Below are 22663 nucleotides of genomic sequence, written 5' to 3' on the forward strand. Positions count from 1 at the left end.
ATAGCACCCCTTACATCCCTTTAGAGTTTCCCATGAAACATCCCACCAACGACAACAGCGTCTCAAAACGAGGCCCGACAGCAGGAACACCGCTCACTGCTCACTCCGATCCGTCTCGACACCTCTTGCGCACCCAAGCAATCGAGCTTCGCAACTCCTTTCTCTTCGCACAGAAGCTTGGCAAGCCCCTGAACACCTTCGTCACCGTTGATCTCGTTGGCGCCAAAGGCTGGAGCACTGACCTTCCCAGCCGTGATCAAGCTGGCAAGATCGCAGAAAGCTTTCGCAAGGCCATCAAGGACTGGTGCGCAAGGCACGGTCTAACGCCAGCGTTCATCTACGTGCTCGAAAACCCACCGAGCGGCGGTCCTGGCATCCATATGCACCTTCTGATGCATCTTCCTGAAGGCCCTGAATGGCTCAGCCTCCGTAACAGCTTGGAGCGGTGCCTTCAAATGGCAGGCGGCTGGAGCTTTTCAACTTCATCTTCGGCGCCAGTCGCAGGCGCAGCCTTGCCGAAAAGCAGAAGGACACCGCTGGAGCTTGGGGGAAGCCCCCTTTCGGTGGCGGATCAACTCATCAAGTTGCGTTACCTGAGCAAGGGGATCTCGCCACGGGAGGTTGTGGTAGTCGACGGCGTGAGAAAAACGCTGAACCAGTTAGCAGGTGACAGCATCGATCCACATGTGACGCTTAGACCCCAAGGCGACGTTTTCACTACCAAGCGTGCTGGAGGAACGTCATCACTCGGAAAGACCAGCCGCAGGAAAGCAGGGTGGGTAGAACAGAATGACCTGCTTTGGCTCAGCCGAAAGCTGGAGCGTGATGCCTTGCGGAAGGAAACTGAGAATAAGTTGAAGGCTTGGCACAAGAAAAAAGGCACCACCCCTTAAAATCCCCACAGAAGCTCGTCAGCGGGTTTTTCTGTTTTCCGGCATATTCCCCCATAGATTGGCAGGAAGTGCCTCAGACGCCGTCTAAACAGCTCCTAGACAGCACTCATCTAGTACACCAGTTCTCGTCAATACCGTGGAGGAATCTTTGCAATCTCCTCCGGCACTTTCATACGGTCCAAGCTAGCTTTCAGAGCAGTTTTAGGGAAATGCCCGTATGAGGCTCCTACCTTCGATGAAGATCGCCCCTGAATTACGTCACCGGTATCCTGATCAACTCCGGCACTACGCAGCTCCGTCATCATGCTATGCCGAAACGAATGGAAGCCTAACCCTGGTCTCTTCCTCAGCTTCAGGTGTGGAAGGAATTTTTCGGACATCCATTTGCTGAGCTGCTTTCCAGAATCTCCACCCACGGGTGCTGGAATTTCAGGCAACAGCCGGGCTCTCTTGAGCTTCTGCTGTTCCTCAGCGAGCTTCAGTATACCGAGACGGATTAGTTCGTCGTGAATTGGAGTATGTCTAACCGATGCGGCTGTTTTGACCGTGCGGCCTTCCCCTTCTCGAAACGCGAAGCACCACACGCCCTCTCGTTGGCATACGTCCTCAGGTGCCAACTGCGCTATTTCACTCACCCTCGCGCCCGACAGGAGAGCAATAAGCGGCGCCCAGAACCGCCAGTCAGCGATTAGGAAGTTCCCTGCCGTGTGGGGGCGACTATGGCTTTGCGCGCCAGTGAAAAGCGGTTTGCTGAACATTTGCGACATTTCGGTTTGATCGAAAGCTCTGTCACTCTCGCCCGCAGCACGAACCGCCACTTCCAGTCTATCGAAAGGATTGCTTGTGAGATGCCCAGCATCCACCTCTTGCCCGCACAAGCCCCGAAATGTTTGAGCGTGCCCGTTCACAGTTCTCGGGTTCAGAGCTTTCAGACCCAAGCGGCGCGCTTCTTCGGATGCTTCGAGGAAAGCAAGTCCCTTCAAAGCGGGCTTTTCGCGCCAGCGAGGCGGCAGGAACCGCAGGGCCTCCATGACCTTCCCAGCATCCTTCTTCGTGATATCGGCGGTGGGTTTGTCCTGTCCGAACGCATCGAGAAGAATGCTCAACTCAGCGGCTTTCTGAGACACGCTTCGAGGCTTGGCGCCAGCGCCGCGCTGAAGATCGAGGTAGAGCTGAACTGCGTCTCCCAGCGTGCGCCCTCCTGTCGGTGGGGACACCGGTACTGGAGCGGCCACCGTGACGGGAGCAACCATCGTTGCTGGTGTATGTGACACGAGGGATGGGCGATACGCCACGTCCCCTTCTGCCCAACGAAGACGGGCCTCTTCTACTTCCCCCTGAGCTTCCATCAGCGTTTTAAGAAGCACGTGGAAGGCTTGGCTGTTCTCAGGAAGCGGTGGGGTAAGGCCAGCTGCTATCTTCCGAGCAACGGGCCTCATGGCGTCGAAGCTCCCGTTCCGGAACTCCTCGCTGAGCTGTTCTAGTCTACTCTGCGCGTGAGCTGCGATCAGTGCTTGGCTCTCTCCGTGTGCCTCAGGCGTCTTTGGCGATGCTGCGGAGCTAGAGCGACCGAAGGTTCCACTCGTCAGAGAACGGAACTGTGTGTCCAACTCCTCTTCGAACCAGCTGCTGATGAGCGAATCGAGATCGTGCTTGGTCGCAGCCATTTTCGCCCACAACTCGGGAAGCTTCAGCAGTATGGCGGACGAGACACAGCGAGCAAGCAGCACGTCGCCAGTGCCCAACGAGCGAACCAGTTCACGCCTCCCAACCAAGGAAAGATGTTCCCGAGGCACGCGCACACGGAAGTACCACCGCTTGGAACGCAACAGCATGTAGGAGGAGGACGATAAGCTCATCAGTGTGGCACCCTGTGTAGCAGGGCCTACCGCAACGGAGCTAAGTCATTGATTCGCGGGCAAGGTGGTGGAGCTGAGGGGAATCGAACCCCTGACCTCCTCATTGCGAACGAGGCGCTCTCCCAACTGAGCTACAGCCCCATGCCCGCGTGGGCGAGGCGGCTTATCTCTCGGCTCTCCGGCCGCGTCAAGCACCCCCTGGCACCTGCCATTAAGCTTGCCGCAGGACTCCCCCGCCCATACATCCAACACCCAGGACGCACACGTCAGGAAGGATGGAATGGCGGCACTCTTCTGGTTGGTTGACCAGCTCATCGGCATCTACATCTGGGTCCTGATCGCTGCCGCCGTGTTCAGCATGCTGACCTCCTTCGGGGTGCTCGACACCCGCTCGCGCCTCGTGTGGACGGTGGGGGATTTCCTGTACCGGATCACCGAGCCGGCGCTGCGGCCGATCCGGCGCTTCCTGCCGAACCTCGGCGGCATCGACATCTCGCCGGTGATCCTGATCCTGCTGCTGCAGGCGCTGCGCATCTTCATTTCCACCACCCTGGTAAGGCTGGTCTTCTACTGACGGAGCGGCCGTGGCGGGCCGTGCCGGGCGGGCTCGAGATCCGCGTCCGGGCGCAGCCGCGGGCCAGGCGCGCCGGGTTGGGCGGCATCGTGGCGGGGGCGGACGGGCCGCGGCTGCGCGTCGCGGTGTCGGCACCCCCTGAGGATGGCCGCGCCACGCGCGCGGTGCAGGAGACCCTTGCCCGCGCCCTCGGTGTCGCGCCGTCGCGGCTGGTGCTAACAGCCGGCGCCTCGGCGCGGGAAAAGTGCTTTCGTGCCGAGGGCGATCCGGCCGCGCTGGCCGGGCGCCTCGAAGCGATCCTCGGCGGTGCCCCCGGTGGCACCCCTGGAACCACCCTGAGCGCCACCGGCGGGGCCGCCCTCCCCGCCCCTGAACCGGAGCAGCCCGCATGAGTGCCCGAATCCTCGACGGCAAGGCCCTGGCCGCCCGGCGGCGCGCCGCCCTCGCGACGCGGGTGGCGGCACTGCAGTTCCGCCCGGGCCTGTGCGTGGTGCGGGTGGGCGACGACCCGGCCAGCGGCGTCTACGTCCGCAACAAGGACCGGGCGGCACGCGAGGCGGGGTTTAGCAGCGAAACGCTGCAGCTGCCGGAGAACACCACCGAGGCCGAGCTGCTGGCGGTGGTCAAGCGGCTGAACGGGGATGCCTCGGTGGACGGGATCCTGGTGCAGCTGCCGTTGCCCGGGCACATCCGGACGGAGGCGGTGCTCGACGCCATCGACCCCGCCAAGGACGTGGACGGGTTCCACCCGGTGAACCAGGGCGCGCTGATGCTCAACCGGCCGGGGCTGGTGCCCTGCACCCCGCGCGGCGTGATGCTGCTGCTGGAGGAAGCCGGCGTGTCGCCCAAAGGCGCGCGGGCGGTGGTGGTGGGGCGTTCCACCATCGTGGGGCGGCCGGTGTCGACGCTGCTGCTCAATGCCGACGCCACGGTGACCACGGCGCATTCGCGGACGCGCGACCTCGCGGCGGAGTGCCGGCGCGCCGAGATCCTGGTGGCGGCGGTGGGGCGCGCGGGGATCATCCGCGGCGACTGGATCGCGCCCGGGGCCACGGTGATCGATGTCGGGATCAACCGAGGGGCGGACGGCAAGCTGGTGGGCGACGTCGCCTATGCCGAAGCGCTGCCGCACGCGGGCGCCATCACGCCGGTGCCGGGCGGCGTCGGGCCGATGACGATCGCCTGCCTGCTGGAAAACACGCTGGAAGCCGCGCTGGCCCGCCGCGCGGGCTGAAGGACGGGGCCCGGGCCTTTTCCGGCGCGGGCGCGGCGCTTCGCAGGGCGAAGGCTGCGGGCGGAGTGCCGGCACGGTCGGCGGCGGGTTCGGACAGGACGGGGTTTCAGGCCCCGGCTGCCACGAGGAGCGGCGGGGCGGCCGCGACACGCCTGGGAAGGCAGTCGCGCCGATCCCTGTGGCGAGGCGGCGCAGCCATGAATGATGCCCGGCGGGGTCTCGGGGTGGCACGGCCACCCTGAGCGGAGAGGGTCCGGGAGAGGCAGAGCCTCGCCCGGGGATGCCGCCGGCGTGCCGGGCGGGCGACGCGGTGAGGCGGATCGCCCCGGCGTCGCGCGATGCGCTGACCTGACGGCCGTTCGCGAAAGTCGCTTGCGCGCGGCCGGGTCCGGGTGGTTTCGGACGGCGGGGGTTCTGCCCCGCCGCCGGTGTCGGAGTTGGGTGGGTGGCGCGCTTAGAGCGCACCGCCCTTGCGGCCGGCCATGGCGCCGAGGCGCAGGCGAAGGGCGTTCAGCTTGATGAACCCTTGCGCGTCGAACTGGTCGTAGGCGCCCTGGTCTTCCTCGAAGGTGACGTGCTTCATCGAGTAGAGCGAGTTCGGCGAGCGGCGGCCGGTGACGATCACGTTGCCCTTGTAGAGCTTGAGGCGGACCTCACCGGTGACGGAAGCCTGCGAGGCGTCGGCCATGGCCTGGATCATGCGGCGCTCGGGCGAGAACCAGAAGCCGTTGTAGATCAGCTCCGCGTAGCGGGGCATCAGGCTGTCCTTGAGGTGGGCGGCCTCACGGTCGAGGGTGATGGACTCCATCGCGCGGTGGGCGGTGTAGAGGATGGTGCCGCCCGGGGTCTCGTAGGCGCCGCGGGACTTCATGCCGACGAAGCGGTTTTCCACCAGGTCGAGGCGGCCGATGCCGTTCTCCTTGCCCAGCGCGTTGAGGCGGGTGAGCAGGGTGGCGGGGGACATCGCCTCGTCGTTGATGGCGACGGCGTCGCCGCGCTCGAAGCGGATCACGATCTCGGTGACCTTGTCGGGCGCGTCGACGGGCGAGACGGTGCGCTGCCAGACGACCTCGGGGGGCTCGTCCCAGGGCTCCTCAAGGACTTTGCCCTCGCTGCTCGAGTGCAGGAGGTTGGCGTCGACGCTGAAGGGGGCCTCGCCGCGCTTGTCCTTGGCGATGGGGATCTGGTGCTGCTCGGCGAATTCCAGGAGCTTGGTGCGGCTCGTCAGGTCCCATTCGCGCCAGGGGGCGATGACCTTCACGTCGGGCTTGAGGGCGTAGTAGCTGAGCTCGAACCGGACCTGGTCGTTGCCCTTGCCGGTGGCGCCGTGGCTGACGGCGTCGGCGCCGACCTGTTCCGCGATCTCGATCTGGCGCTTGGAGATGAGCGGGCGGGCGATCGAGGTGCCGAGCAGGTAGCAGCCCTCGTACAGGGCGTTCATGCGGAACATCGGGAAGACGAAGTCGCGGGTGAATTCTTCCCGCAGGTCGTCCATGAAGATGTTCTCGTCCTTGATGCCCAGCAGGCGCGCCTTGTCGCGGGCGGGGCCGAGTTCCTCGCCCTGGCCGAGATCGGCGGTGAAGGTCACGACCTCACACCCATAGGTCGTCTGGAGCCACTTGAGGATGACCGAGGTGTCGAGCCCGCCGGAATAGGCGAGCACCACCTTCTTCACGTCCTTCACCGCCATGGGGCCGGTCCTTCGCGAAAGAGATTGTTCGGGTCGGATGTGCCGCAGCGGGGCGGCGGGGGCAAGGCGGTCATGCCCAGGCCAGTCGGACGGTGCGGGGGATGCGGCGGCGGCCCGCCGCCGCGCGGAAGAGGGATTTGAGGGTACGGAGGTGTTCGCGCAGCGCCCTGCGCCCCGGTTCGCGCGGGGTCGGCGGCGCGTGGCGGAGGGTTTCGGACAAATCCGGGTCGGGCAGCAGCCAGGGCGGGCCGTTCAGCGCGGAGCGGAAGCCGAGGCGGCGGACCAGCACCAGCAGCGCCAGGCCGCCCAGGCGCGCGGCGCGGCGGGTGGCGCGGCAGATCGCGCGCTCGATCTGTCGCAGCGGGTGGGTGGGGGCGAGGTCGGCCATGTCGGTGAGGAGGCGTTGCCAGAGGCCGGCATGGGTCAGGCGGCGGAAGAAGCGGGCGACGGTGTCGGGTTTTCCGAAGCGGGCCGGGAGACTGCGCCAGGGGTCACCGGGGGTGTGGGCCAGGTGGAAGATGGCGTCCATGCGGGCGCGCAGGTCGCGGATGCGGCGGCCCTGCGGGGCGCGGGGGAGGACGTAGGGGAGGAGGGCGTGCCACTGGAGGTCGGTGAGAGGGGGGTGGGGGTGGTAGAGGTTAGGTAGGTGCATGAAAGTCTCCCCGCATAAGCAGATTGATGAGTATAGGAATTTATTCTTTTTGTCAATTTTCTTTGTGCCGCACTTAACTCTACTTACTTTGGAGCAAATTTTTACGTACAACTGTCACACAGTCGAAATCTCGAGTATCTTTTCTACAGTCTTGCAACATGCGAGCACCGGATTTGCCAAACCCGATTGACGCCTCAGAGCCGCTGTTTAGAGCGATTTCCACAGCATACGACGGAGGCAAGCTCGACATCGGCCGCCAGCTTCCCGGCAACGCAATCCTCCAAGAAATCAACGATCAGGCAGAGAAATCTCCTATCGGATCAGATTTCACAATCCTCAACGAGTTTTTGCTGTTGGCAAATTACAGAGTGCACTACTACATGTTCTCGGCGCCCTACAGAAAAGAAGCGCTTTTAGATTATTTTTTCTCCAATCGGATGGCTAGGTTGGGTAGCGCAATCAGAGTTCTTTGCGGAAAAGGATTTGATGTAGATGCCCGCATGCTTCTCAGGAACCTTTACGAACTAAGCCTCTTATGGTGCAAAATTCAACTTGATCAATCTGCCAGGGAAGAATATCAAGCCTCGGCCGATCCTAGAGAAGCAAACAAGTTTTGGCACAAACATATCAGCAAGGGAAGGCTACGCAAATTTGTGGAAACCGAAACAAAATCCAAAGGCGTCCAATGGATTGGATTGATCAATGACGGTCGGAATCTTGATTTGATAGAAAAAGCTTGCGGCCTCGCTTCTCATCCCACCTACATATCGAAAGTTGTGAGTGGCGCCGAAGACTTCAAAGGTGTCAGCAACTTTTGCTTCTCTCCACCGAGCCATTACTCCAAGTTCACCCTCAAAAGTGCAGCACTGTGCATGTCCTTACCAGGAAGCATAAGCTTCCAGCAAAACCCGCCTCTGGAAACGCTTAAATTTAAGGAGCCGCCAGAGTATCCCAAGCCAAAGGAAGTCATGACATGGGATGAGTACGTTAGACGTTTCTCTGTAGTAGAGTTCCTCCTTTCAGTAATTGCCTACGCACCAAGAAAGCAAGAAGATTAGCTCGCCGGAGATCTACATTCCACCGCCCCAAATTGATGCCCGACCCACTTAGCGAATTTTCCCAAGCCAACGCTCGCAAAGATTGGCAGCGTTGCACAGTTTGGTCGAGGGCGAGTGGATCTAACCGAATAGCATCTGATTGGATCCACAAGACAACAAGGGCAGCAGCGACAATCGCGCTCCCTTTGTTTTTCTGCTAACCCGCACTCGTAATCCCGTTCGCCTTCACCACCTCGCCCCAGCGCGCGTTATCCCCCTTCACCAGCCGGTCGAAACTCTCCGGCGTGCCGCCGCCCGGCTCGTCGCCCTGGCTGGTGATTCGCTCGCGCACCGTGGGGTCCTGCAGCGCCTCGTTCAGCGCGGCGTTGACGCGGGCCACGACCGCATCCGGCGTGCCCTTCGGCGCGGAGATGCCGATCCAGGAATTCACCACGAAGTCGTCGATGCCCTGTTCCCCAGCCGTCATCACGTCGGGGAAGGCGGGCACGCGGGTGTCGCCGGTGACCAGGATGGCGCGGATCTGTCCGGGCTTGACGAAGGGTGCGACGACGGAGGCCGCGTCGAACATCATGGGGAAGCGGCCGGCGATGAAGTCCTGCATGGCGGGGCCGCTGCCGCGATAGGGGATGCTTTGCAGCGCGGGCAGGCCGGCGCGGGTGCGGAAGAGTTCCATGGTGCAGTGGCTCAGGCTGCCGGCCGAGGCGATGCCGTAGTCGATGGGGGTGCGCGGCTGCGCCCTGGCCCAGGCCACCAGTTCCCGCACGTTGTTCGCCGGGATGGAGGGGTGGACGCAGAGCACCATGGCGGAGCGCAGCGCCAGGCCGATGCTCACCATCTCCAGCGGGTTCACCGTGAGGTTGGGGAAGGTGTAGGGGTTGATCGCCATGGGCGAGGAATTGGCGGCGAGCAGGGTGTAGCCGTCGGGCCGGGCGCGCATCACCCATTCGGTGCCGAGGTTGCCGCCGGCGCCGCCGCGGTTCTCGATCACCAGCGGCTGGCCGAGCGCCTTGGCCATGCCGGGCTGGACGATGCGGGCGGCGAAGTCGGTCTGCCCACCCGGTGGGAAGCCCACCACCAGGGTGACGGGGCGGGTGGGCCAGGCGGGCGTCTGCGCGCTGCCCGGGGCCGTTCCCGGGTTGGCGCCTTGGGCGCGGGCGAGTGCCGGCGCGGCGAGGGTGCCGAGGCCGAGCAGGACGGCGCCGCGGCGGGGGAGCTGGTGCTGGGGCATGGGGCCGGTTTCCTTGGGCGTCGCGCCGGTTGCGTCCGGCTGTTGTTCGCGCGGGCCGTGCGGGGCCTCGCCGGGCGATCCTGGCACGATGGATTACGATTCGTCCACGAATCGCGCCCGCCGCCGCGCGATCCGGGATGGGGCTCGGCTTACGGCCCCGGGGCCGCCGTCGGTCGCGAAGGGCCGTGAGCCCCGGCGCGGCGCGCAGCGGCCAGGGGCGGGCGGTTTGATGCGTGGTCGGGGCGGGCTATGGTGCGCGGCAACGAACCGCATCTCGGGGAAGCGCGCCATGTCCACGTTCAAGGCCTGCATCGGAGCAGCCATCATGACGGCCTGCGCAGTTCCCGCCCTCGCCCAGCCCGCGCCGCCGGCGGGCCCGGCTGCCCCCACGGCCGCCTCCCCGGCCGCCACCGCGGGCGGTGCCCCGGCCGCGACGCCGGCGCCTGCCGCCGCGCACCCGGTGCGCGACGAGTTCTACTGGCTGGGCGAGATCAACAAGGCCAGCACGGTGATCAACACCGACGAGGGGCTGCTGGACCGCGCGCTGACGCCGCGCATCGCGGCCGGGCTCGACACGGTGCTGCGCGCGGGCGACCGGCCGGGCGGCAAGCGGCCGGTGCTGGTGATCACCTTCGAGCCGCTGCTGATCGAGGCCGCAGGCGTCGAGGCCACGCTGATCCATGCCGGGCGTTCGAGCCAGGACATGCTGTCCACCATGCGCGCCGCGATCATGCGCGACGAGCTGCTGGCGCTGGCGGAGCAGCTGAACCGCACCACCGCCACGATGGTGGACCTGGCGGAGCGCAACGCCGCGACGATCGTGCCGAACTACACCAACGGCGTGGCGGCGCAGCCCAACAGCTACGGCCATTACCTGCTGGGCTTCGTGGCGGGGTTGCAGCGCGATGCGGAGCGGGTGCGGCAGGCCTATGCGCGGCTGGATCGTTCGGCGATGGGCACCACGGTGCTCAACGGTACGAGCTGGCCGCTGAACCGCGATCGGATGGCGCAGTATCTCGGCTTCGCGGCCACGGTGGACAACGCCTACGACGCCGCGCAGATCTCGGCGGCCGAGATGCCGGTGGAGATGGGCGCGGTGGCGACGTCGATCGCGCTGCATGCCGGCGCCTTCGTCGAGGACGTGATGACGCAGTACGCCCAGGCGCGGCCGTGGATCCTGCTGCGCGAGGGCGACGGCAACACCTACGTGTCGAGCGCCATGCCGCAGAAGCGCAACCCGGGCCTGTTGAACGACACGCGCGCCCAGGCCTCCATGGTGGTGACGCTGGGCATGGGGCGGGCGATCAGCGCCCACAACATCCCGCCCGGCATGTCGGACCCCAAGAGCGTCCGCGACAACACCGCGGTGCTGAGCGGCGCCACGCGGATGCTGGCGAGTTGGAACCGCATCCTGGGCGCCATGGTGATCGACCCGGCGCGCGCGCTGGAGGAGCTGAACAGCGACTGGACCGCCTCGCAGGAACTGGCCGACGTGCTGATGCGCAAGTACCGCCTGCCCTTCCGCGTCGGCCACCACTTCGCCTCCGAGGTGGTGGACTTCGCCAAGAGCAACGACATCCGCCCGAGCGACTTCCCTTATGCCGAGGCGCAGCGGATCTACGGGCAGACGCTTCAGGAGATGAAGGTGGAGGGCGGCGCCCTGCCGATGAGCGAGGCGGAGTTCCGCGCGACGCTCGACCCGGTGGCCATCGTGCGCGACCGCGCCACCGCCGGCGGGCCGCAGCCGGCCGAGATGACGCGCATGGTGGCCGAGGCCAAGGCGGCGGTGGCGGCGCAGACCGGCTGGATCAACGAGCGCCGCGGGCGGATCGACGGGGCGCTGGGAACGCTGGACGCGGATTTCCGCAAGCTGCTGCCGGCCGCCCAGCCGGCGCCGCAGCCGGCATCTCAGCCCGGGTCCCGCTAGGCGGCGGCGTCGCCTGGCGGGCGGCGCGCGGCAGGACGCCCCGCGCGCGTTGATGCGCCCTGCGAGCCGCCCGCATCCGCGGGGTCGGGAGGCTGCCGCTGGCTCACCGCAGCAGCGCGAGCCGCTGTTGCAGGCGCAGCAGGGAAAGCGCGGCCGTCAGCGCGCCACCCGCCACGAGCCCGGTCCAGAAGAACGGCACCGGCGCCGTGCCTGTCCAGGACAGCAGCGTGCCCAGCGGCAGCGCGACGCCCCAGCTCCCCGCCACGGCGATCAGCAGGGGGCCCCGGCCGTCACGCAGGCCGCTCAGCGCCCCGCCGGCCGCGGATTGCAGGCTTTCCCCCACCAGCAGCGCGGCGGCCAGCGGCAGCAGCGAGGCCGCGAGAGCCTGCGCAGCGGGATCGGCGCCCGTCAGGAACCAGCCCGCCACCCATCCGGGCGCCGAGAGCAGCAGGGCGGCCGGCAACAGGGCGGACAAGAGGGCGAGCTGGATCGCCACGCGGGCCGAGTGCCTGGCCTGGCCTGCTTCGCCCGCACCGGCCGCGAAACCCACCCGCATGTTGGCGGCGTCGCCGAAGCCGAAGCAGAGGACGCCCAGCAGGTCGGTGATCCGTGCCGCCACCGCGTGGGCCGCCAGCGCCGTGGCGCCGAAGGGCGCGACCGCGAAGGCGGCGGCCGGCATGACGCCTTCGCGCAGCAGGATCCGGCAGGCGAAGGGCAGCCCCAGCCGCAGGATCTCGCGGCAGCACTGCGCGTCGGGGCGGAAGGGCCGGCGCAGGATACCGCCCAGCGCGGCCCCCGAGGTGGCGCGGGAGGCGAGGATCAGCAGCGTCCAGGCCAGCAACCCGGCCAGGGCATGGGCCAGGCCGGCGCCCAGAGGCCCCAGTGGCGGGAGGCCGAAGCCGCCCCGCAGCAGCCACCAGCACGAGGCGGCGTGGAGCGGCACCACGGACAGCATGATCGCCGTGGTGGCGCGCAGCCGGCCGGTCGCGACGGCGAAGCTGCGGAGTGCCACGTAGCAGACCCAGCCCGGCAGTCCCCAGGCCGCGCCGAGCAGGTAGCGGCCGGCGGCCGCCGCCTCGGGCCCGTCCCCGGGCAGCAGGCCAGGAAGCAGGGCCATCGCCAGCAGCAGCGCCGCGCCGGGCAGCGACATCAGCAGCCCGACCAGGAGCCCGCTCTGACCAAGGCCGCGAAGCGCCGCCGCGTCGCCCCGGCCTCGCGCCTGCGCGGCGAGCGGCGTCACGGCGGTGACCACGCCCAGGGCGAACAGGAAAACCAGGAGATGAAGGCTCAGTGCCAGCGTCACACCGGCCAGCGCAGCCACACCCAGCCGGGCGACCAGCAGGGTTTCCACGGCCGAGAGCGCGAGCTGGGCCGACATGGTGAGGGTGACGGAAGCGGCGACGCCGCTCAGGGCGCGCGCTTCCGCGCACCAGTGATGGCCTGGAAAAGGCATGGGGGAACTCTCAGGAGCACGCTCCCGCCGCAGCACCGGCGCGGGAGGGTCAGGAACGGACGCGCATGGTCACGGGAATGGCGTCGGCCATTCCGGCGAAGCGTCGCTCGGGGCAGAACCGGGGGTTCCGACCTTTCCTCTCAACGGAGGAGCTGTGTCAGCGGGTCCGGAGGTTCCGCCCTGCGACGTTCTGTCGCAGGGCCATCCAGGGGGCACGGGGATGATGCTTGCGGTGCAGGCTCACGCATCCCTCCTGGGTGAGCGGTGGCGGTTCGGGAACTGTACGGGGCGGCGCGGCGGGCGGGCAAGCCGCGCCGGGCAGGAAAACCGGCCGCTCCCCAGGGTGAGGCACGGCGGCTCCGGCGAAGGGCGGGCCGGCCGCGGTGCCACCCGGCGCCCTCGCCGGAGCCACCCCGCCACAGGGTGCCGCCGGGCGGCTCCGTTGGGCTGCCCGGGCGGCAGCCCCGTCGCGGCCGAGGTTCAGCCTGCGTCGCGGCCGAAGAAGCGCACCGTCTTGCCTTCGATCAACGCCGGCGTGCCGTCGCGGAACGGGGCGTAGTGCGGGGCCTGCAGGTGCGCCTCGAAGGCGGCGCGGTTGTCGTAGACCTCGTGCAGCACGGCCAGGTTCGGGTCTTCCTCCGACAGGAGGAGCTCGAAGCCCTGGCAGCCCGGCTCGTCGCGCACCGACAGGCGGGCGTCGTCGCGCGCCAGGGCCAGAAACCGGTCGCGCCCTTCGGGCTTCAGGCGGAACTCGGCGATCACGACGTAGGCGGAAGCGGGCATGGGAGGTTCCTGTTCACCGCTGACAGTTCCGGGCCGTTGCACCGGCCGGGCGGCTTCGGCCCGCAGGGGAGCCCAGGGGCGGATGGGGCGCAAGCGGGCCGGGGGCTGCGCGTCTTCCCGCTTGCGTGAGGCGCCCGCGCGCACGGGACATCCGCCGGTGGCAGGCGGAGGACGGCGCCTTCCGTCGTTGCAGGAAAGACGGGGGCCACCAGCTTAAAGGACCGGGCGCGGCGCCCACGGGTTTTCCCCCAAGGGTTTTTGGGGGGATTTGTCCGGGGGGGTTGTCGGGGGGCTTTCCTCGGGGGCTCTCTCCGGAAGGCGTTTCCGGAGGGGACGGGGCAAGGTTTCCGAGGCTCTGCCCCCCGGGGCACCGGCCCGGGACGTCTTCCCCCAAGCCTCTTCCTGGGGTTCTTCCTCAGGGTTCTTCCTGGGGCTCTTCTCCAGGTCCCTACCCGGGGAGCGCCTTCCCCGGCGGCCTTTCCGATCCTGCGCAGGAGTGTTGCGATGTCCGAGCTCTACCAGTTCACCGCCCGACGCGCCGACGGCGGGGAAACGCCGCTGCGGGAGTTCGGGGGCAAGGTCCTGCTGATCGTCAACACCGCCAGCAAGTGCGGCTTCACGCCGCAGTACGAGGGGCTGGAGGAGCTGCAGCGGCGGCTCTCGCCGCGCGGCTTCACGGTGCTGGCCTTTCCCTGCAACCAGTTCGGCGCGCAGGAGCCGGGCGACGACGCCGAGATCGCGGCCTTCTGCACCACCCGTTTCAGCACCAGCTTCCCGGTGTTCAGCAAGATCGAGGTGAACGGCGACGGGGCGCACCCGCTGTTCCGCTTCCTCAAGCAGGCGCAGCGCGGCGTGCTGGGCACCGAGGCGATCAAGTGGAACTTCACCAAGTTCCTGGTGAACCGCGAGGGCGAGGTGGTGGAACGCTTCGCCCCCACCACCAAGCCCGCGGCGATCGAGGGGGCGATCGAGGCGCTGCTCTAGCGCGCCCGCGGCCCGGCGGGCGGGAACACGCGGGGCGCGGGGGATGCCCCGCCCCCGCCCGGCGTCACAGCACGTCGCGGTTGACGTCCTTGTAGAGCAGGTATTCGCAGGTCTCGGTGCCGGTGGCGTAGATCTGCTGCGGCACGTAGGGGCCCATCCACACGAAGTCGTCGGTCCAGAGCTCGTGCCAGTCGCGGCCGAGCAGCTGCAGCGCCTGGCCCTGCAGCATGACCATGCCGTGCTCCATCACGTGCGTCTCGATGCACCAGAAATGCGCGCCGGGCGCGTAGCACATGATGTTCATCTCGAAGTCCATGCGCATCTCGCGCAGGCCCAGCAGGCAGTGGCGCCAGCGCGGGCCGCTGTCCTCGCGCAGGGCGGTGTCGCGGTGGCCGACCATGACCTCGGGCGCGCCGATGCCGGCGGCCGGCTGGTAGGGCTTGCGCACCCAGATCGCCCGCGCTTCCTCCGCGCCCGCGTTGCGCGCGGCATAGGGCACGCCTTGCGGCACGTAGAGGTAGCCGCCGGGCACCAGGGTATGGGTCGCGCCCTCCACCGAAACCTCCAGCACGCCGGCGCGGACGTAGAGGAAGGCCTGCACCCCGTCATCCACCGCACCGGCGCTGCCGGTGCCAGGGGGCAGGATCATCAGCGCCTGGGTGAAGCGCGCGCCCATGCGGGGGCTGGTCTGGAAGCGGATGATGCAGCCGGGCCAGTTCGGCAGCAGGCTGTCCATGATCCCTTCCGGCGGAAAGGCGCAGTAGTTCGCGGTCAGCATCGTCCGGTTGTGGCCGATGATGCCGGGCGGGGGGTTCGGGGTGGGCGTGCGCATCATCTGGTGGGTCCGGGCCTCGTTCCGCTGCGGGGTGCCTCGTCCGCAACACGCCCCTCCCCGCCCGTCAAGACGGATGCGGCGGACTCGTACCGCCGGGTGGGGGACGGTTACCTCGTCCGCAGGGCGATGGTCGTGCGGTCCGGCGCGTGCCGCCCCGCTGGCCGCATGCGCGACATCGGGCCGCGCGTGTCAGGACCCGCATGGGCCGGGATCAGTTCAGGCGGTGGCATTCCGAGGTGGCCGTGGCGCTGCCGCGCATCCCGCCCGGGGTGCGGACCTCGCACAGCAGGTACTTGCCGCCCTTTTCCAGCGTGAAGCCCGGGCCGGTCATGGCGACGATGCGGTAGCCGCCGTCGAGCAGGGCGTTGAGCGGCTGGTCCACCGCCTCCCAGGTGGTGGCGGGGCGCGGCGGCGCGGCGGGGGCCTGCGCCGGGGCCTGGGCCAGCGAGGGGCCGGCCGGTGCGGCCAGCAGCAGGGCGAGCGGGAGGAAGGCGGCGCGGCGGACCGGGTGTTTCATCGGGGGCTTCCCTGGACGATGGGCGCCGACCATCCGCCGCGACGGCCCGGCCGGCAAGGGCGGCGTGCCGGGCACGAGGCCCGGGGTGCCCCACCGCGAGGTCGCGGGGCCGGCCGGTGCGGCGGGGTGTCAGGTCGAAGGGCCCGGCGCCGCCGGCGGGGCGACACGCCACCCGCTGCGGCCGGGCCAGGGCCGGTCGGTGCCGGTCAGGCGCTTCGAACCAAGCCACCCCGGCCGGGCGATCCGGGCCGGGTGATCCCGGCCGGGCGATCCGGGCGGGGCGATCCGCGTCAGACGATCTCGGCGACGAGCTTGGCGATCACCGCGTTGGCGATCACCACCGGCAGGCCGCTGGCCTCACGCGCGACCTCGCGGTGGCGCTCGCAGAAGCCCATGCAGTCGGTCATCAGCAGTTCGGCCCCACGGTCGCGCAGCGAGCGCGCCGCGGCCACCAGCGGGGCCTCGTCACCGTCGTAGGGCGAGGCCGCGGCGAAGATCGGCCGGCGCTCCAGCGCGCGCCACTTCTCGCCCTCGCTCGCGATCTGCTCGGCCAGCGGCACCAGGATGCCGACCTGCCGCCCGGCGGCCAGCGCCGGCAAGGAGGGCGCCAGGATGCGCTCGGGCTCGATCAGCGCGGCGGCGCGGGTGGTGAGCTGGTCGAAGCGGCCGGTGCAGAGCAGCAGGATCGTGGTGCAGCCCTCATCCTCCAGCTGCGTGACACGCTCCTGGATCACGGCCTCCGCCCGTTCCTTGTCCACGGTGACGGAGCCGCCGTCGAGCAGGCGCGACACCAGCACCGGATGCCCCGGCCTGGGGCCGAAGCGGTGCGCGATGGCGTCGCGATCCAGCCCGTCCAGCAGGCCGACGTGTTGGCGCGGCAGCGCGGGCGGCAGGGCGGCGTCCAGGATCGGCGTGATGTCGGCGCGCGGGGCCTGGCCGATGGTGATGGTGCCGAGCTTGCGGGGCGACATGGCGGCGGGTGGTCCTTTCGGGTTCGGGCGGGGCGGCCGGCGTGTCGGGCCGGGGCAGCTGCGGTTCGGGTCCGGCCAGAGGAGGCTGGTTTCGGGGGTGGGCTTCGGGGCTGGCCCGGGAGCCTGGCACAAAGGCCTGAGCGCCGGATCGGGGAAGCCGGATCGGGGAAGGCGATGTCCGGGCCCGCGGCTACGGCAGCGGCGCCACTGGCCCCTGGTCCCTCGCGTGCCCGGCCGTTGTGATCCGGCCGGGCGGGGCGTTCAGCGCGTGCCGGCGCGCCAAACGGAGTTGAAGAAGCCCCAGAGCGCGTCGCCCGCGATCACGCCGCCGGCGAAGACTTCCATCGGCCCGCGCGCCGCCTCGCCGCGCGTGCGCTCCAGCGCCACGCGGATCACGAGGCCCACCACCACGGCCCAGCCGGCCAGCGGGTTCACCAGCAGCAGGCCGGTGGCCAGCAGCACGCCCAGCTGGCGCTTCGGCCCGCCGATCCACTGGATGATCGCGCCGGGAATGGCCCAAAGGAAGAGCTGCAGCGCGATGGAGCTGTCCACGCCGGCGCCGATGGTGGCGACGTAGACCTTGGCCACCGGCGGCACGAGGCCGGCCTCGAAGTAGCCGCGGTAGCTCAGCAGCACCATGGGAATGCACAGGAGGAAGGCCAGCATCGCGGCCAGCAGCTGCTGGCGCTTGCCCTCCATCTCGAAGGCGGGGTCGCGGCCGTTGCCGCGCAGGACGAAGCCGGCCTTGAGGTCGTAGCCCATGTCGGCGAAGGCCGGGCCGGTGGCGGCGGAAAAGCCGCACAGCATCGCCAGCGCCACCGGTGGGAAGCCGATCAGCAGCCCGATCAGCAGCGTGATCAGCGCCACCGCGAAGGCCGGGAACCAGCCGGAATGCATCGCGGCGATGCCCACGATCAGCTCGTGCACGAAGGCCGCGAAGGCGGCGTAGAGCACGAACAGGATCAGCCAGCCCCAGCTCATCTCGGTGTAGAGACCGGCGCCCACCGCCAGCAGCGCCGAGATCACGAGGTAGGCGATGCAGCCGCCGCTCAGCACGCGGCCGATGCCGCGCGCGGCCACGCTCTCGAAGCCCTCACCCGCGTTACCGGAAACCGGTGCCACCATTCCGACCGGCGCATGCGAAGTGGGGGCATGCGAAGCGGCGGCGGAACGCGCCTCGCCGCGGCCGCTGATCAGCAGCGCGACCTGCACCAGCGCCACCAGCCCGGCACCGATCATCATGCCGTGCGGCATGTAGACGCGGTTGAGGTCGTAGCCGGTGAGCTGCACTGAGTAGCCGCGCAGCAGGAGGCCCACGGCAAACATCGCCAGCGCCCAGATGTTGCCGATAAAGGCGATGCCGAAGGCCGACATCGGGATGCCGAACCAGGAGCCACCGAGGCCGGCGAGCACGCCCACGCCCAGCAGCCGTGCCTGCCGCCCGCCCGCGTCGCCGGCCTTGATGGCCTCCGCCGCCGCGACGCCGGGCGGCCAGGCGCCGGTGGCCGGAAACACCTTGGAGCCGAACAGGCGGTAGAGCAGGTAGGCGTCGAGCAGCATCGCCGCCGAAACACCCGCGAACATCGGCAGCACCAGGTCCTGCCGGCCCAGCATGAAGGGCACGGCGATGGGCAGCAGCAGGCTGTTGGCGGCGCCGAAGGTGGCCGAGGAGATTGCCGTCTGCGCCAGGTTCTGCAGGTGGATCGAGCGGAACTGCCGGAACACCGCGACCGGCACGCGCGCCAGGATCATCGCCACCAGCGCGCCGATGATCGAGGTGTTGGCCGTGACCCCCAGCGTCACCAGCAGCTGCATGCCGATCAGCGCGCCGAAGACGCTGAGCACCACCAGCCCGACCAACACGACGGGCGAGAGGGTGCGGGGATGGGCCTCTCCGGCCGCCGCGATCTCCGCGGCGGCAGAGGGTGTTGCGGTGGTGCTCAACTCTGGAAACTCCTCGCCGGATCGCGGACGGATGGGGTGCGGCTTCGCGGGTATGCACGCGCCGTGCCGCGGGGGCGAAACGGCGCGTGCCAGGGTTCAGGCGACCCGCGCCGGGCGGCCCGTCACGGGCGGCCCGCCTCGGGTGGCGGCGCCTTACTCGGCCGGCGCCGCGCTGGCGCCTGCGGGCACCGCGACGGCACCCCCGGCCGGCAGCGCGCCGGCGGCAGCGTGGCCGTAGTCGCGCGCGGCACCTTCCGCGGTGACCAGCCCCAGGCGGATGTCGCGCGCCACCGCGGCCGGGTCGCGGTCCCGCGGGTTGCCGTAGCCGGAGCCGCCGTTGACCGTGACCTCGACCACCTCGTCCGGCCGACGGACCTCCACCATCTCGCCGTTGCCGCAGTCGTGGAGGAGGTTGCCGTCGAGGTCGGTGACGCGGCCGCGCGCGCCCGAGCCGGGCCGGCCGCCGAAGAGGCCGTCGATCGGGTTGGTGACGCCTTCCGGATACACCGAGGCCAGCGTCGCCTGCCCGTCATCGGTGAGCTTGCGCAGCCGCACGCGCTGGCCGAGGCCGCCGCGGAAGCGGCCCGCGCCGCCGGTGTCGGCGACGTAGCACTTCTCGACCACCAGCACCGGCGCGCGGCTCTCGAAGAGCTCGATCGAGGTGTTGGAGGCCGAGGTCGGCCAGAGCAGCCCCGACTTGCCGTCGCCGCGCGCGGAAGCCCCCTGCCCGCCGCCGATGAACAGGTGGTCGGAATAGGTGTGCCCGCCCGCATCGCGGCCGTACACGTTGGTGGCCACCGGCAGGCCGGTGTTGGCCTGCACCAGCCCTGGCGCCGCCTCGCTCAGTGCGCGGAAGATATTGGGCGCCAGGTACCAGCCGGTGCGGGTGCGCATGTTCACCGCGGCCGGGCGGCGCGGATTCAGGATCGAGCCTTCCGGTGCTTCCACCGTGAAGGCGCGGTAGCAGCCGGCATTGCCGCGCACGCCCGGGGTCAGCATGCACTTCAGCGGATAGGTCGCGTGCGCCGCGGTGTAGTTCATGGTGGAGTTCAGCCCGCCCTGCGGCAGCTGCGGCGGCGCGCCGTCGAAGTCGAGGTTGATGGTGTCGCCCGCGACCGTGAGCTTGAGCGGGTAGCGGAGCTCCTGGCCCAGCGGGTTGTTGCGGATCTCGCCGAAGTAGTCGCCGTCGGGAAGGGCCGCGATGGCGTCGCGCATCGCCTTTTCCGAGCGGCCCTGCACCACCGCCGCCAGCGCGCGCAGGTCGCTCATGCCGTAGTCACGCATGAAGGAGAGCAGGCGCTCGCCGCCCAGCGCGTTGGCGGCGATGAAGGAATGAAGGTCGCCCAGCACCTGGTCGGGGTTGCGGACGTTCTCGCGGAACAGGGTGAAGAAGGTCTCGTTCGGCACGCCGGCATCCACCAGCTTCATCGGCGGGATCTGGAAGCCTTCCTCGAAGATTTCGCGCGCCTTAAGCGAATCCTTGGTGCCGCCGATGTCGGAGACGTGGCCCACCGTGCCCATCAGCCCGACCACCACGCCCTCGCGGAACACCGGCGTGACGATGGCGATGTCGAACAGGTGCCCGGCGCAGAGCCAGGGATCGTTGGTGATCAGCACGTCGCCGGGCACCAGCGTGTCGGCCGGGTACTTCGCCAGCAGCGCCTTCACCGCGCGCGGCAGCGTCAGGTTGAACACCGGCATGGCGCGCGGCGAGTGCGCCAGGGTTTCGCCCTCGGGGTCGAGCAGTTCGCAGGCAAAGTCCTGGCTCTCGGAGATGATCAGCGAGAAGGCGGTGCGCACCACCGTCAGCCACATCTCCTCCACCACGTTGACCAGGCGCGACCACATGATCTCGAGCGCGATCGGGTCGGCCTCGATGCGCGCCATGGCTTCCGCCAGCGGCATCTCCGCCGTCACCAGCTCACCGGCGGTGGCGGGGGCGGCGATGCGGATGCGCAGGTTCAGGCTCTCGTCGACCGACACCGCGTCGCCGGGCGGCACGATGGTGGTGGCCTCGCGCTCCTCGATGATGGCGGGGCCGCTGATCTCGTCGCCCTGGCGCAGCGCGTAGCGGTCGTAGACGGTGGCCTCGGACCAGCCGCCCTCGAACCAGGCGCGGCGCGTGCCCTTCACCGCCTTGGCGGTGTCGCCGCCGCCCACCGCGCCGCTCAGCGACAGCTTGGGCTCGGGCCCGACGCAGCGGACGCGGAAGTTGATCGCCTCCATCCGCGCGCCCTCGTACACCGAGGTGTAGCGGGCGGCGTAGATGCGGGTGAAGTTCTCGCGGATCGCCGCGAGGCTCGCGGTGCCGAGCTCACCGCCCGGCAGTTCCACCGCGATGTCGTGCATCTGGCCCACGAGGCGCATGTCGGCGGAACGCTCGACCCGGATCGCCTCGGCGGCGACGCCGGCCTCCGCGAGGCGGGCGCGGCCCTCGGCCTCCAGCTCGCCCAGCAGGGCGTTCAGCGTCGCGGCGTCGAAGTTCTCCGACAGCTCGATCGGCAGCGAGCGCACGAGCTCGAAGGAGAGCGGCGCGGCCAGGAAGCCCAGCGCGGAGGCGGCACCGGAAGCAGGCGGGATGATGACCTCACGCACGCCCAGCGCGCGCGCCACGTCGGCGGCGTGGGCCGGGCCGGCGCCGCCGAAGCCCACCATGGCGTAGGAGCGCGGGTCCTTGCCCTTTTCCACCAGGTGGACGCGGGCGGCGGCGGCCATGCTTTCCACCACGACCTTGTGGATGCCCCAGGCGGCCTCCGGCACGCCGAGGTTCAGCGGCGTCGCCACCGAGCGCACCGCCGCCTCGCAGGCCGCGAGGTCGAGCTTCATGCGCCCGCCCAGGAAGAAGGCCGGGTCGTAGTAGCCGAGGATCAGGTTGGCATCCGTCACGGTGGGCTTCGTGCCGCCCATGCCGTAGCAGGCCGGGCCCGGGTCGGAGCCCGCGGAATGCGGCCCGACCTTGAGCAGCCCGACCTCGTCGATCGCGGCGATGGAGCCGCCGCCGGCGCCGATCTCGATCATGTCGATCACGGGCGCCTTGATCGGCAGGCCGGAGCCCTTGGAGAAGCGGTGGACGCGGCCGGCTTCCAGCATCGGCGCGATCTCGATGCGCCCGTCCTCGACCATGCAGGCCTTGGCGGTGGTGCCGCCCATGTCGAAGGAGATCACGTCCTTCTTGCCGGCCAGTTCCCCGAACAGCGCGGTGGCGAGGCCGCCGCCGGCGGGGCCGGATTCCAGCAGGCGGATCGGGAAGGCGCGGGCTGCTGCCGGCGAGATCAGCCCGCCCGCCGAATGCATCAGCCGCAGCGCGCCCGCGAAGCCGCGCGCGCCCAGCTCACGCTCCAGCCGCTTGAGGTAGCGGTCCATCAGCGGCTGCACGTAGGCGTTGGCGCTGGTCGTGACGGCGCGCTGGTATTCCCACATCTCCGCCACGACCTCGGAGGAGAGCGAGACCGCGAGCTCGGGGAACTCGGCGCGGGCGATGCGGCCCACCGCCTGCTCGTGCGCGGGGTTGCGGTAGGAATGCAGGAAGCAGACGCTCACGGCCTCGACGCCGGCGTCGAGCAGCTGGCGCAGCGCCTGGCGCACGGCGTTCTCGTCCAGCGCCTCGATCACCCGGCCGTCGCGATCCAGGCGCTCGGGCACCTCGAGGCGCAGGTCGCGCGACACCAGCGGCTCGGGGAAGCCCAGGAACAGGTCGTAGATGTCGTAGCGCTGTTCCGTGCCCATCTCGAGGATGTCGCGGAAGCCTTGCGTGGTGATCAGGCCCAGCTTCGCGCCCTTGCGCTCGATCACCGCGTTGGTGACCAGCGTGGTGCCGTGGATGATCTCGCCCACATCCGCCAGCGTGATGCCGGCCATGGCGACCAGCTCCTCCAGGCCGAGCAGCGCCGCCTCGGCCGGGTCGTGCGGCGTGGTCAGGCGCTTGTGCAGCCGCACCGTGCCTTCCGCCGCGTCGTAAAGGATGAAGTCGGTGAAGGTGCCGCCGATGTCGAAGCCGACGCGCCAGCGGTGCGTGGCGGAAGCGGTGGTGGCGAGGGTCTGGGTCATCACGGGCCTTTCTC

At 69.1% G+C, this 22663-nt stretch carries 18 protein-coding genes and 1 tRNA gene; 7 read left to right on the forward strand and 12 right to left on the reverse strand.

The window, feature by feature from the left end:
• Window positions 1–32: 32 nt before the first annotated feature.
• Window positions 33–893, forward strand: coding sequence for a hypothetical protein (locus ACFFGY_RS04255; protein WP_377043148.1), 861 nt, complete (start codon window positions 33–35; stop codon window positions 891–893).
• 128 nt (window positions 894–1021) lie between these two features.
• Here ACFFGY_RS04255 and ACFFGY_RS04260 read toward each other — a convergent pair whose 3' ends face one another.
• Both ACFFGY_RS04260 and ACFFGY_RS04265 read right to left on the reverse strand, forming a co-directional pair.
• Window positions 1022–2752 carry a DUF6538 domain-containing protein gene (locus tag ACFFGY_RS04260; RefSeq protein WP_377043149.1) on the reverse strand — a complete coding sequence of 577 codons (1731 nt, stop codon included), beginning with the start codon at window positions 2750–2752 and terminating at the stop codon, window positions 1022–1024.
• 65 nt (window positions 2753–2817) lie between these two features.
• Window positions 2818–2893, reverse strand: a tRNA-Ala gene (locus tag ACFFGY_RS04265).
• Between the two features lie 139 nt (window positions 2894–3032).
• Here ACFFGY_RS04265 and ACFFGY_RS04270 point away from each other — a divergent pair.
• From ACFFGY_RS04270 to folD, 3 genes are read left to right on the forward strand one after another with little or no spacing between them, the layout of a single operon-like run.
• A complete protein-coding gene (locus ACFFGY_RS04270; RefSeq protein ID WP_377043150.1) occupies window positions 3033–3326 on the forward strand; it encodes a YggT family protein in 294 nt (97 codons plus the stop codon).
• Window positions 3327–3346: 20 nt separating this feature from the next.
• Window positions 3347–3718, forward strand: coding sequence for a DUF167 domain-containing protein (locus ACFFGY_RS04275; RefSeq protein WP_377043151.1), 372 nt, complete (start codon window positions 3347–3349; stop codon window positions 3716–3718).
• Window positions 3715–4560 carry a bifunctional methylenetetrahydrofolate dehydrogenase/methenyltetrahydrofolate cyclohydrolase FolD gene (gene folD, locus ACFFGY_RS04280; protein ID WP_377043152.1) on the forward strand — a complete coding sequence of 282 codons (846 nt, stop codon included), beginning with the start codon at window positions 3715–3717 and terminating at the stop codon, window positions 4558–4560. The genes ACFFGY_RS04275 and folD overlap by 4 nt, the downstream gene beginning before the upstream one ends.
• Window positions 4561–5014: 454 nt before the next feature.
• Here folD and ACFFGY_RS04285 read toward each other — a convergent pair whose 3' ends face one another.
• Complete coding sequence (locus ACFFGY_RS04285) at window positions 5015–6250, reverse strand: argininosuccinate synthase (protein WP_377043153.1); 1236 nt, start codon at window positions 6248–6250, stop codon at window positions 5015–5017.
• 70 nt (window positions 6251–6320) lie between these two features.
• Entirely contained in the window at window positions 6321–6902 is a 582-nt protein-coding gene (locus ACFFGY_RS04290) for a transposase (RefSeq protein WP_377043154.1), read from the reverse strand.
• Window positions 6903–7060: 158 nt separating this feature from the next.
• On the opposite strand from ACFFGY_RS04290, the gene ACFFGY_RS04295 reads away from it, so the two are divergent.
• Window positions 7061–7960, forward strand: coding sequence for a hypothetical protein (locus ACFFGY_RS04295; protein WP_377043155.1), 900 nt, complete (start codon window positions 7061–7063; stop codon window positions 7958–7960).
• 196 nt (window positions 7961–8156) lie between these two features.
• Here the strand turns inward: ACFFGY_RS04295 and ACFFGY_RS04300 are convergent, their stop codons facing one another.
• Entirely contained in the window at window positions 8157–9188 is a 1032-nt protein-coding gene (locus ACFFGY_RS04300; protein WP_377043156.1) for a Bug family tripartite tricarboxylate transporter substrate binding protein, read from the reverse strand.
• A gap of 289 nt (window positions 9189–9477) precedes the next feature.
• Between ACFFGY_RS04300 and ACFFGY_RS04305 the strand changes: the two genes are divergently transcribed.
• Window positions 9478–11115, forward strand: a complete 1638-nt coding sequence (locus ACFFGY_RS04305) for a lyase family protein (RefSeq protein ID WP_377043157.1) — start codon at window positions 9478–9480, stop codon at window positions 11113–11115.
• 103 nt (window positions 11116–11218) lie between these two features.
• Here ACFFGY_RS04305 and ACFFGY_RS04310 read toward each other — a convergent pair whose 3' ends face one another.
• Window positions 11219–12568 (reverse strand): MATE family efflux transporter, encoded by a 1350-nt coding sequence (locus tag ACFFGY_RS04310; RefSeq protein ID WP_377043158.1) that lies wholly within the window; start codon window positions 12566–12568, stop codon window positions 11219–11221.
• A 480-nt stretch (window positions 12569–13048) separates the two neighbouring features.
• Window positions 13049–13351 carry a putative quinol monooxygenase gene (locus tag ACFFGY_RS04315; protein ID WP_377043159.1) on the reverse strand — a complete coding sequence of 101 codons (303 nt, stop codon included), beginning with the start codon at window positions 13349–13351 and terminating at the stop codon, window positions 13049–13051.
• Between the two features lie 504 nt (window positions 13352–13855).
• On the opposite strand from ACFFGY_RS04315, the gene ACFFGY_RS04320 reads away from it, so the two are divergent.
• Window positions 13856–14335, forward strand: a complete 480-nt coding sequence (locus ACFFGY_RS04320; protein ID WP_377043160.1) for a glutathione peroxidase — start codon at window positions 13856–13858, stop codon at window positions 14333–14335.
• Between the two features lie 64 nt (window positions 14336–14399).
• Here ACFFGY_RS04320 and allE read toward each other — a convergent pair whose 3' ends face one another.
• From allE to ACFFGY_RS04345, 5 genes are all read right to left on the reverse strand, one after another.
• On the reverse strand, window positions 14400–15170 hold the full coding sequence (gene allE / locus ACFFGY_RS04325) for a (S)-ureidoglycine aminohydrolase (RefSeq protein ID WP_377043161.1): 771 nt from the start codon (window positions 15168–15170) through the stop codon (window positions 14400–14402).
• Window positions 15171–15381: 211 nt separating this feature from the next.
• Complete coding sequence (locus tag ACFFGY_RS04330; protein ID WP_377043162.1) at window positions 15382–15687, reverse strand: hypothetical protein; 306 nt, start codon at window positions 15685–15687, stop codon at window positions 15382–15384.
• Window positions 15688–15977: 290 nt separating this feature from the next.
• A complete protein-coding gene (locus tag ACFFGY_RS04335) occupies window positions 15978–16658 on the reverse strand; it encodes an AroM family protein (protein WP_377043164.1) in 681 nt (226 codons plus the stop codon).
• A gap of 261 nt (window positions 16659–16919) precedes the next feature.
• Window positions 16920–18602, reverse strand: a complete 1683-nt coding sequence (locus ACFFGY_RS04340) for an OPT/YSL family transporter (RefSeq protein ID WP_377043165.1) — start codon at window positions 18600–18602, stop codon at window positions 16920–16922.
• Window positions 18603–18755: 153 nt separating this feature from the next.
• On the reverse strand, window positions 18756–22649 hold the full coding sequence (locus tag ACFFGY_RS04345; protein WP_377043166.1) for a hydantoinase B/oxoprolinase family protein: 3894 nt from the start codon (window positions 22647–22649) through the stop codon (window positions 18756–18758).
• Between the last annotated feature and the right edge of the window lie 14 nt (window positions 22650–22663).

It is taken from the genome of Roseomonas elaeocarpi (assembly GCF_042433915.1).
In the GTDB taxonomy this organism is placed as follows: Bacteria; Pseudomonadota; Alphaproteobacteria; order Acetobacterales; family Acetobacteraceae; genus Roseomonas; species Roseomonas elaeocarpi.

Coding starts and splice junctions, on each gene's coding strand:
- ACFFGY_RS04260 (WP_377043149.1), bottom strand. CDS start 2,752: ATGAGCTTATCGTCCTCCTCCTACATGCTGTTGCGTTCCAAGCGGTGG.
- allE (WP_377043161.1), bottom strand. CDS start 15,170: ATGATGCGCACGCCCACCCCGAACCCCCCGCCCGGCATCATCGGCCAC.
- ACFFGY_RS04330 (WP_377043162.1), bottom strand. CDS start 15,687: ATGAAACACCCGGTCCGCCGCGCCGCCTTCCTCCCGCTCGCCCTGCTG.
- ACFFGY_RS04320 (WP_377043160.1), top strand. CDS start 13,856: ATGTCCGAGCTCTACCAGTTCACCGCCCGACGCGCCGACGGCGGGGAA.
- ACFFGY_RS04255 (WP_377043148.1), top strand. CDS start 33: ATGAAACATCCCACCAACGACAACAGCGTCTCAAAACGAGGCCCGACA.
- ACFFGY_RS04345 (WP_377043166.1), bottom strand. CDS start 22,649: ATGACCCAGACCCTCGCCACCACCGCTTCCGCCACGCACCGCTGGCGC.
- folD (WP_377043152.1), top strand. CDS start 3,715: ATGAGTGCCCGAATCCTCGACGGCAAGGCCCTGGCCGCCCGGCGGCGC.
- ACFFGY_RS04315 (WP_377043159.1), bottom strand. CDS start 13,351: ATGCCCGCTTCCGCCTACGTCGTGATCGCCGAGTTCCGCCTGAAGCCC.
- ACFFGY_RS04305 (WP_377043157.1), top strand. CDS start 9,478: ATGTCCACGTTCAAGGCCTGCATCGGAGCAGCCATCATGACGGCCTGC.
- ACFFGY_RS04270 (WP_377043150.1), top strand. CDS start 3,033: ATGGCGGCACTCTTCTGGTTGGTTGACCAGCTCATCGGCATCTACATC.
- ACFFGY_RS04335 (WP_377043164.1), bottom strand. CDS start 16,658: ATGTCGCCCCGCAAGCTCGGCACCATCACCATCGGCCAGGCCCCGCGC.
- ACFFGY_RS04310 (WP_377043158.1), bottom strand. CDS start 12,568: ATGCCTTTTCCAGGCCATCACTGGTGCGCGGAAGCGCGCGCCCTGAGC.
- ACFFGY_RS04290 (WP_377043154.1), bottom strand. CDS start 6,902: ATGCACCTACCTAACCTCTACCACCCCCACCCCCCTCTCACCGACCTC.
- ACFFGY_RS04300 (WP_377043156.1), bottom strand. CDS start 9,188: ATGCCCCAGCACCAGCTCCCCCGCCGCGGCGCCGTCCTGCTCGGCCTC.
- ACFFGY_RS04285 (WP_377043153.1), bottom strand. CDS start 6,250: ATGGCGGTGAAGGACGTGAAGAAGGTGGTGCTCGCCTATTCCGGCGGG.
- ACFFGY_RS04295 (WP_377043155.1), top strand. CDS start 7,061: ATGCGAGCACCGGATTTGCCAAACCCGATTGACGCCTCAGAGCCGCTG.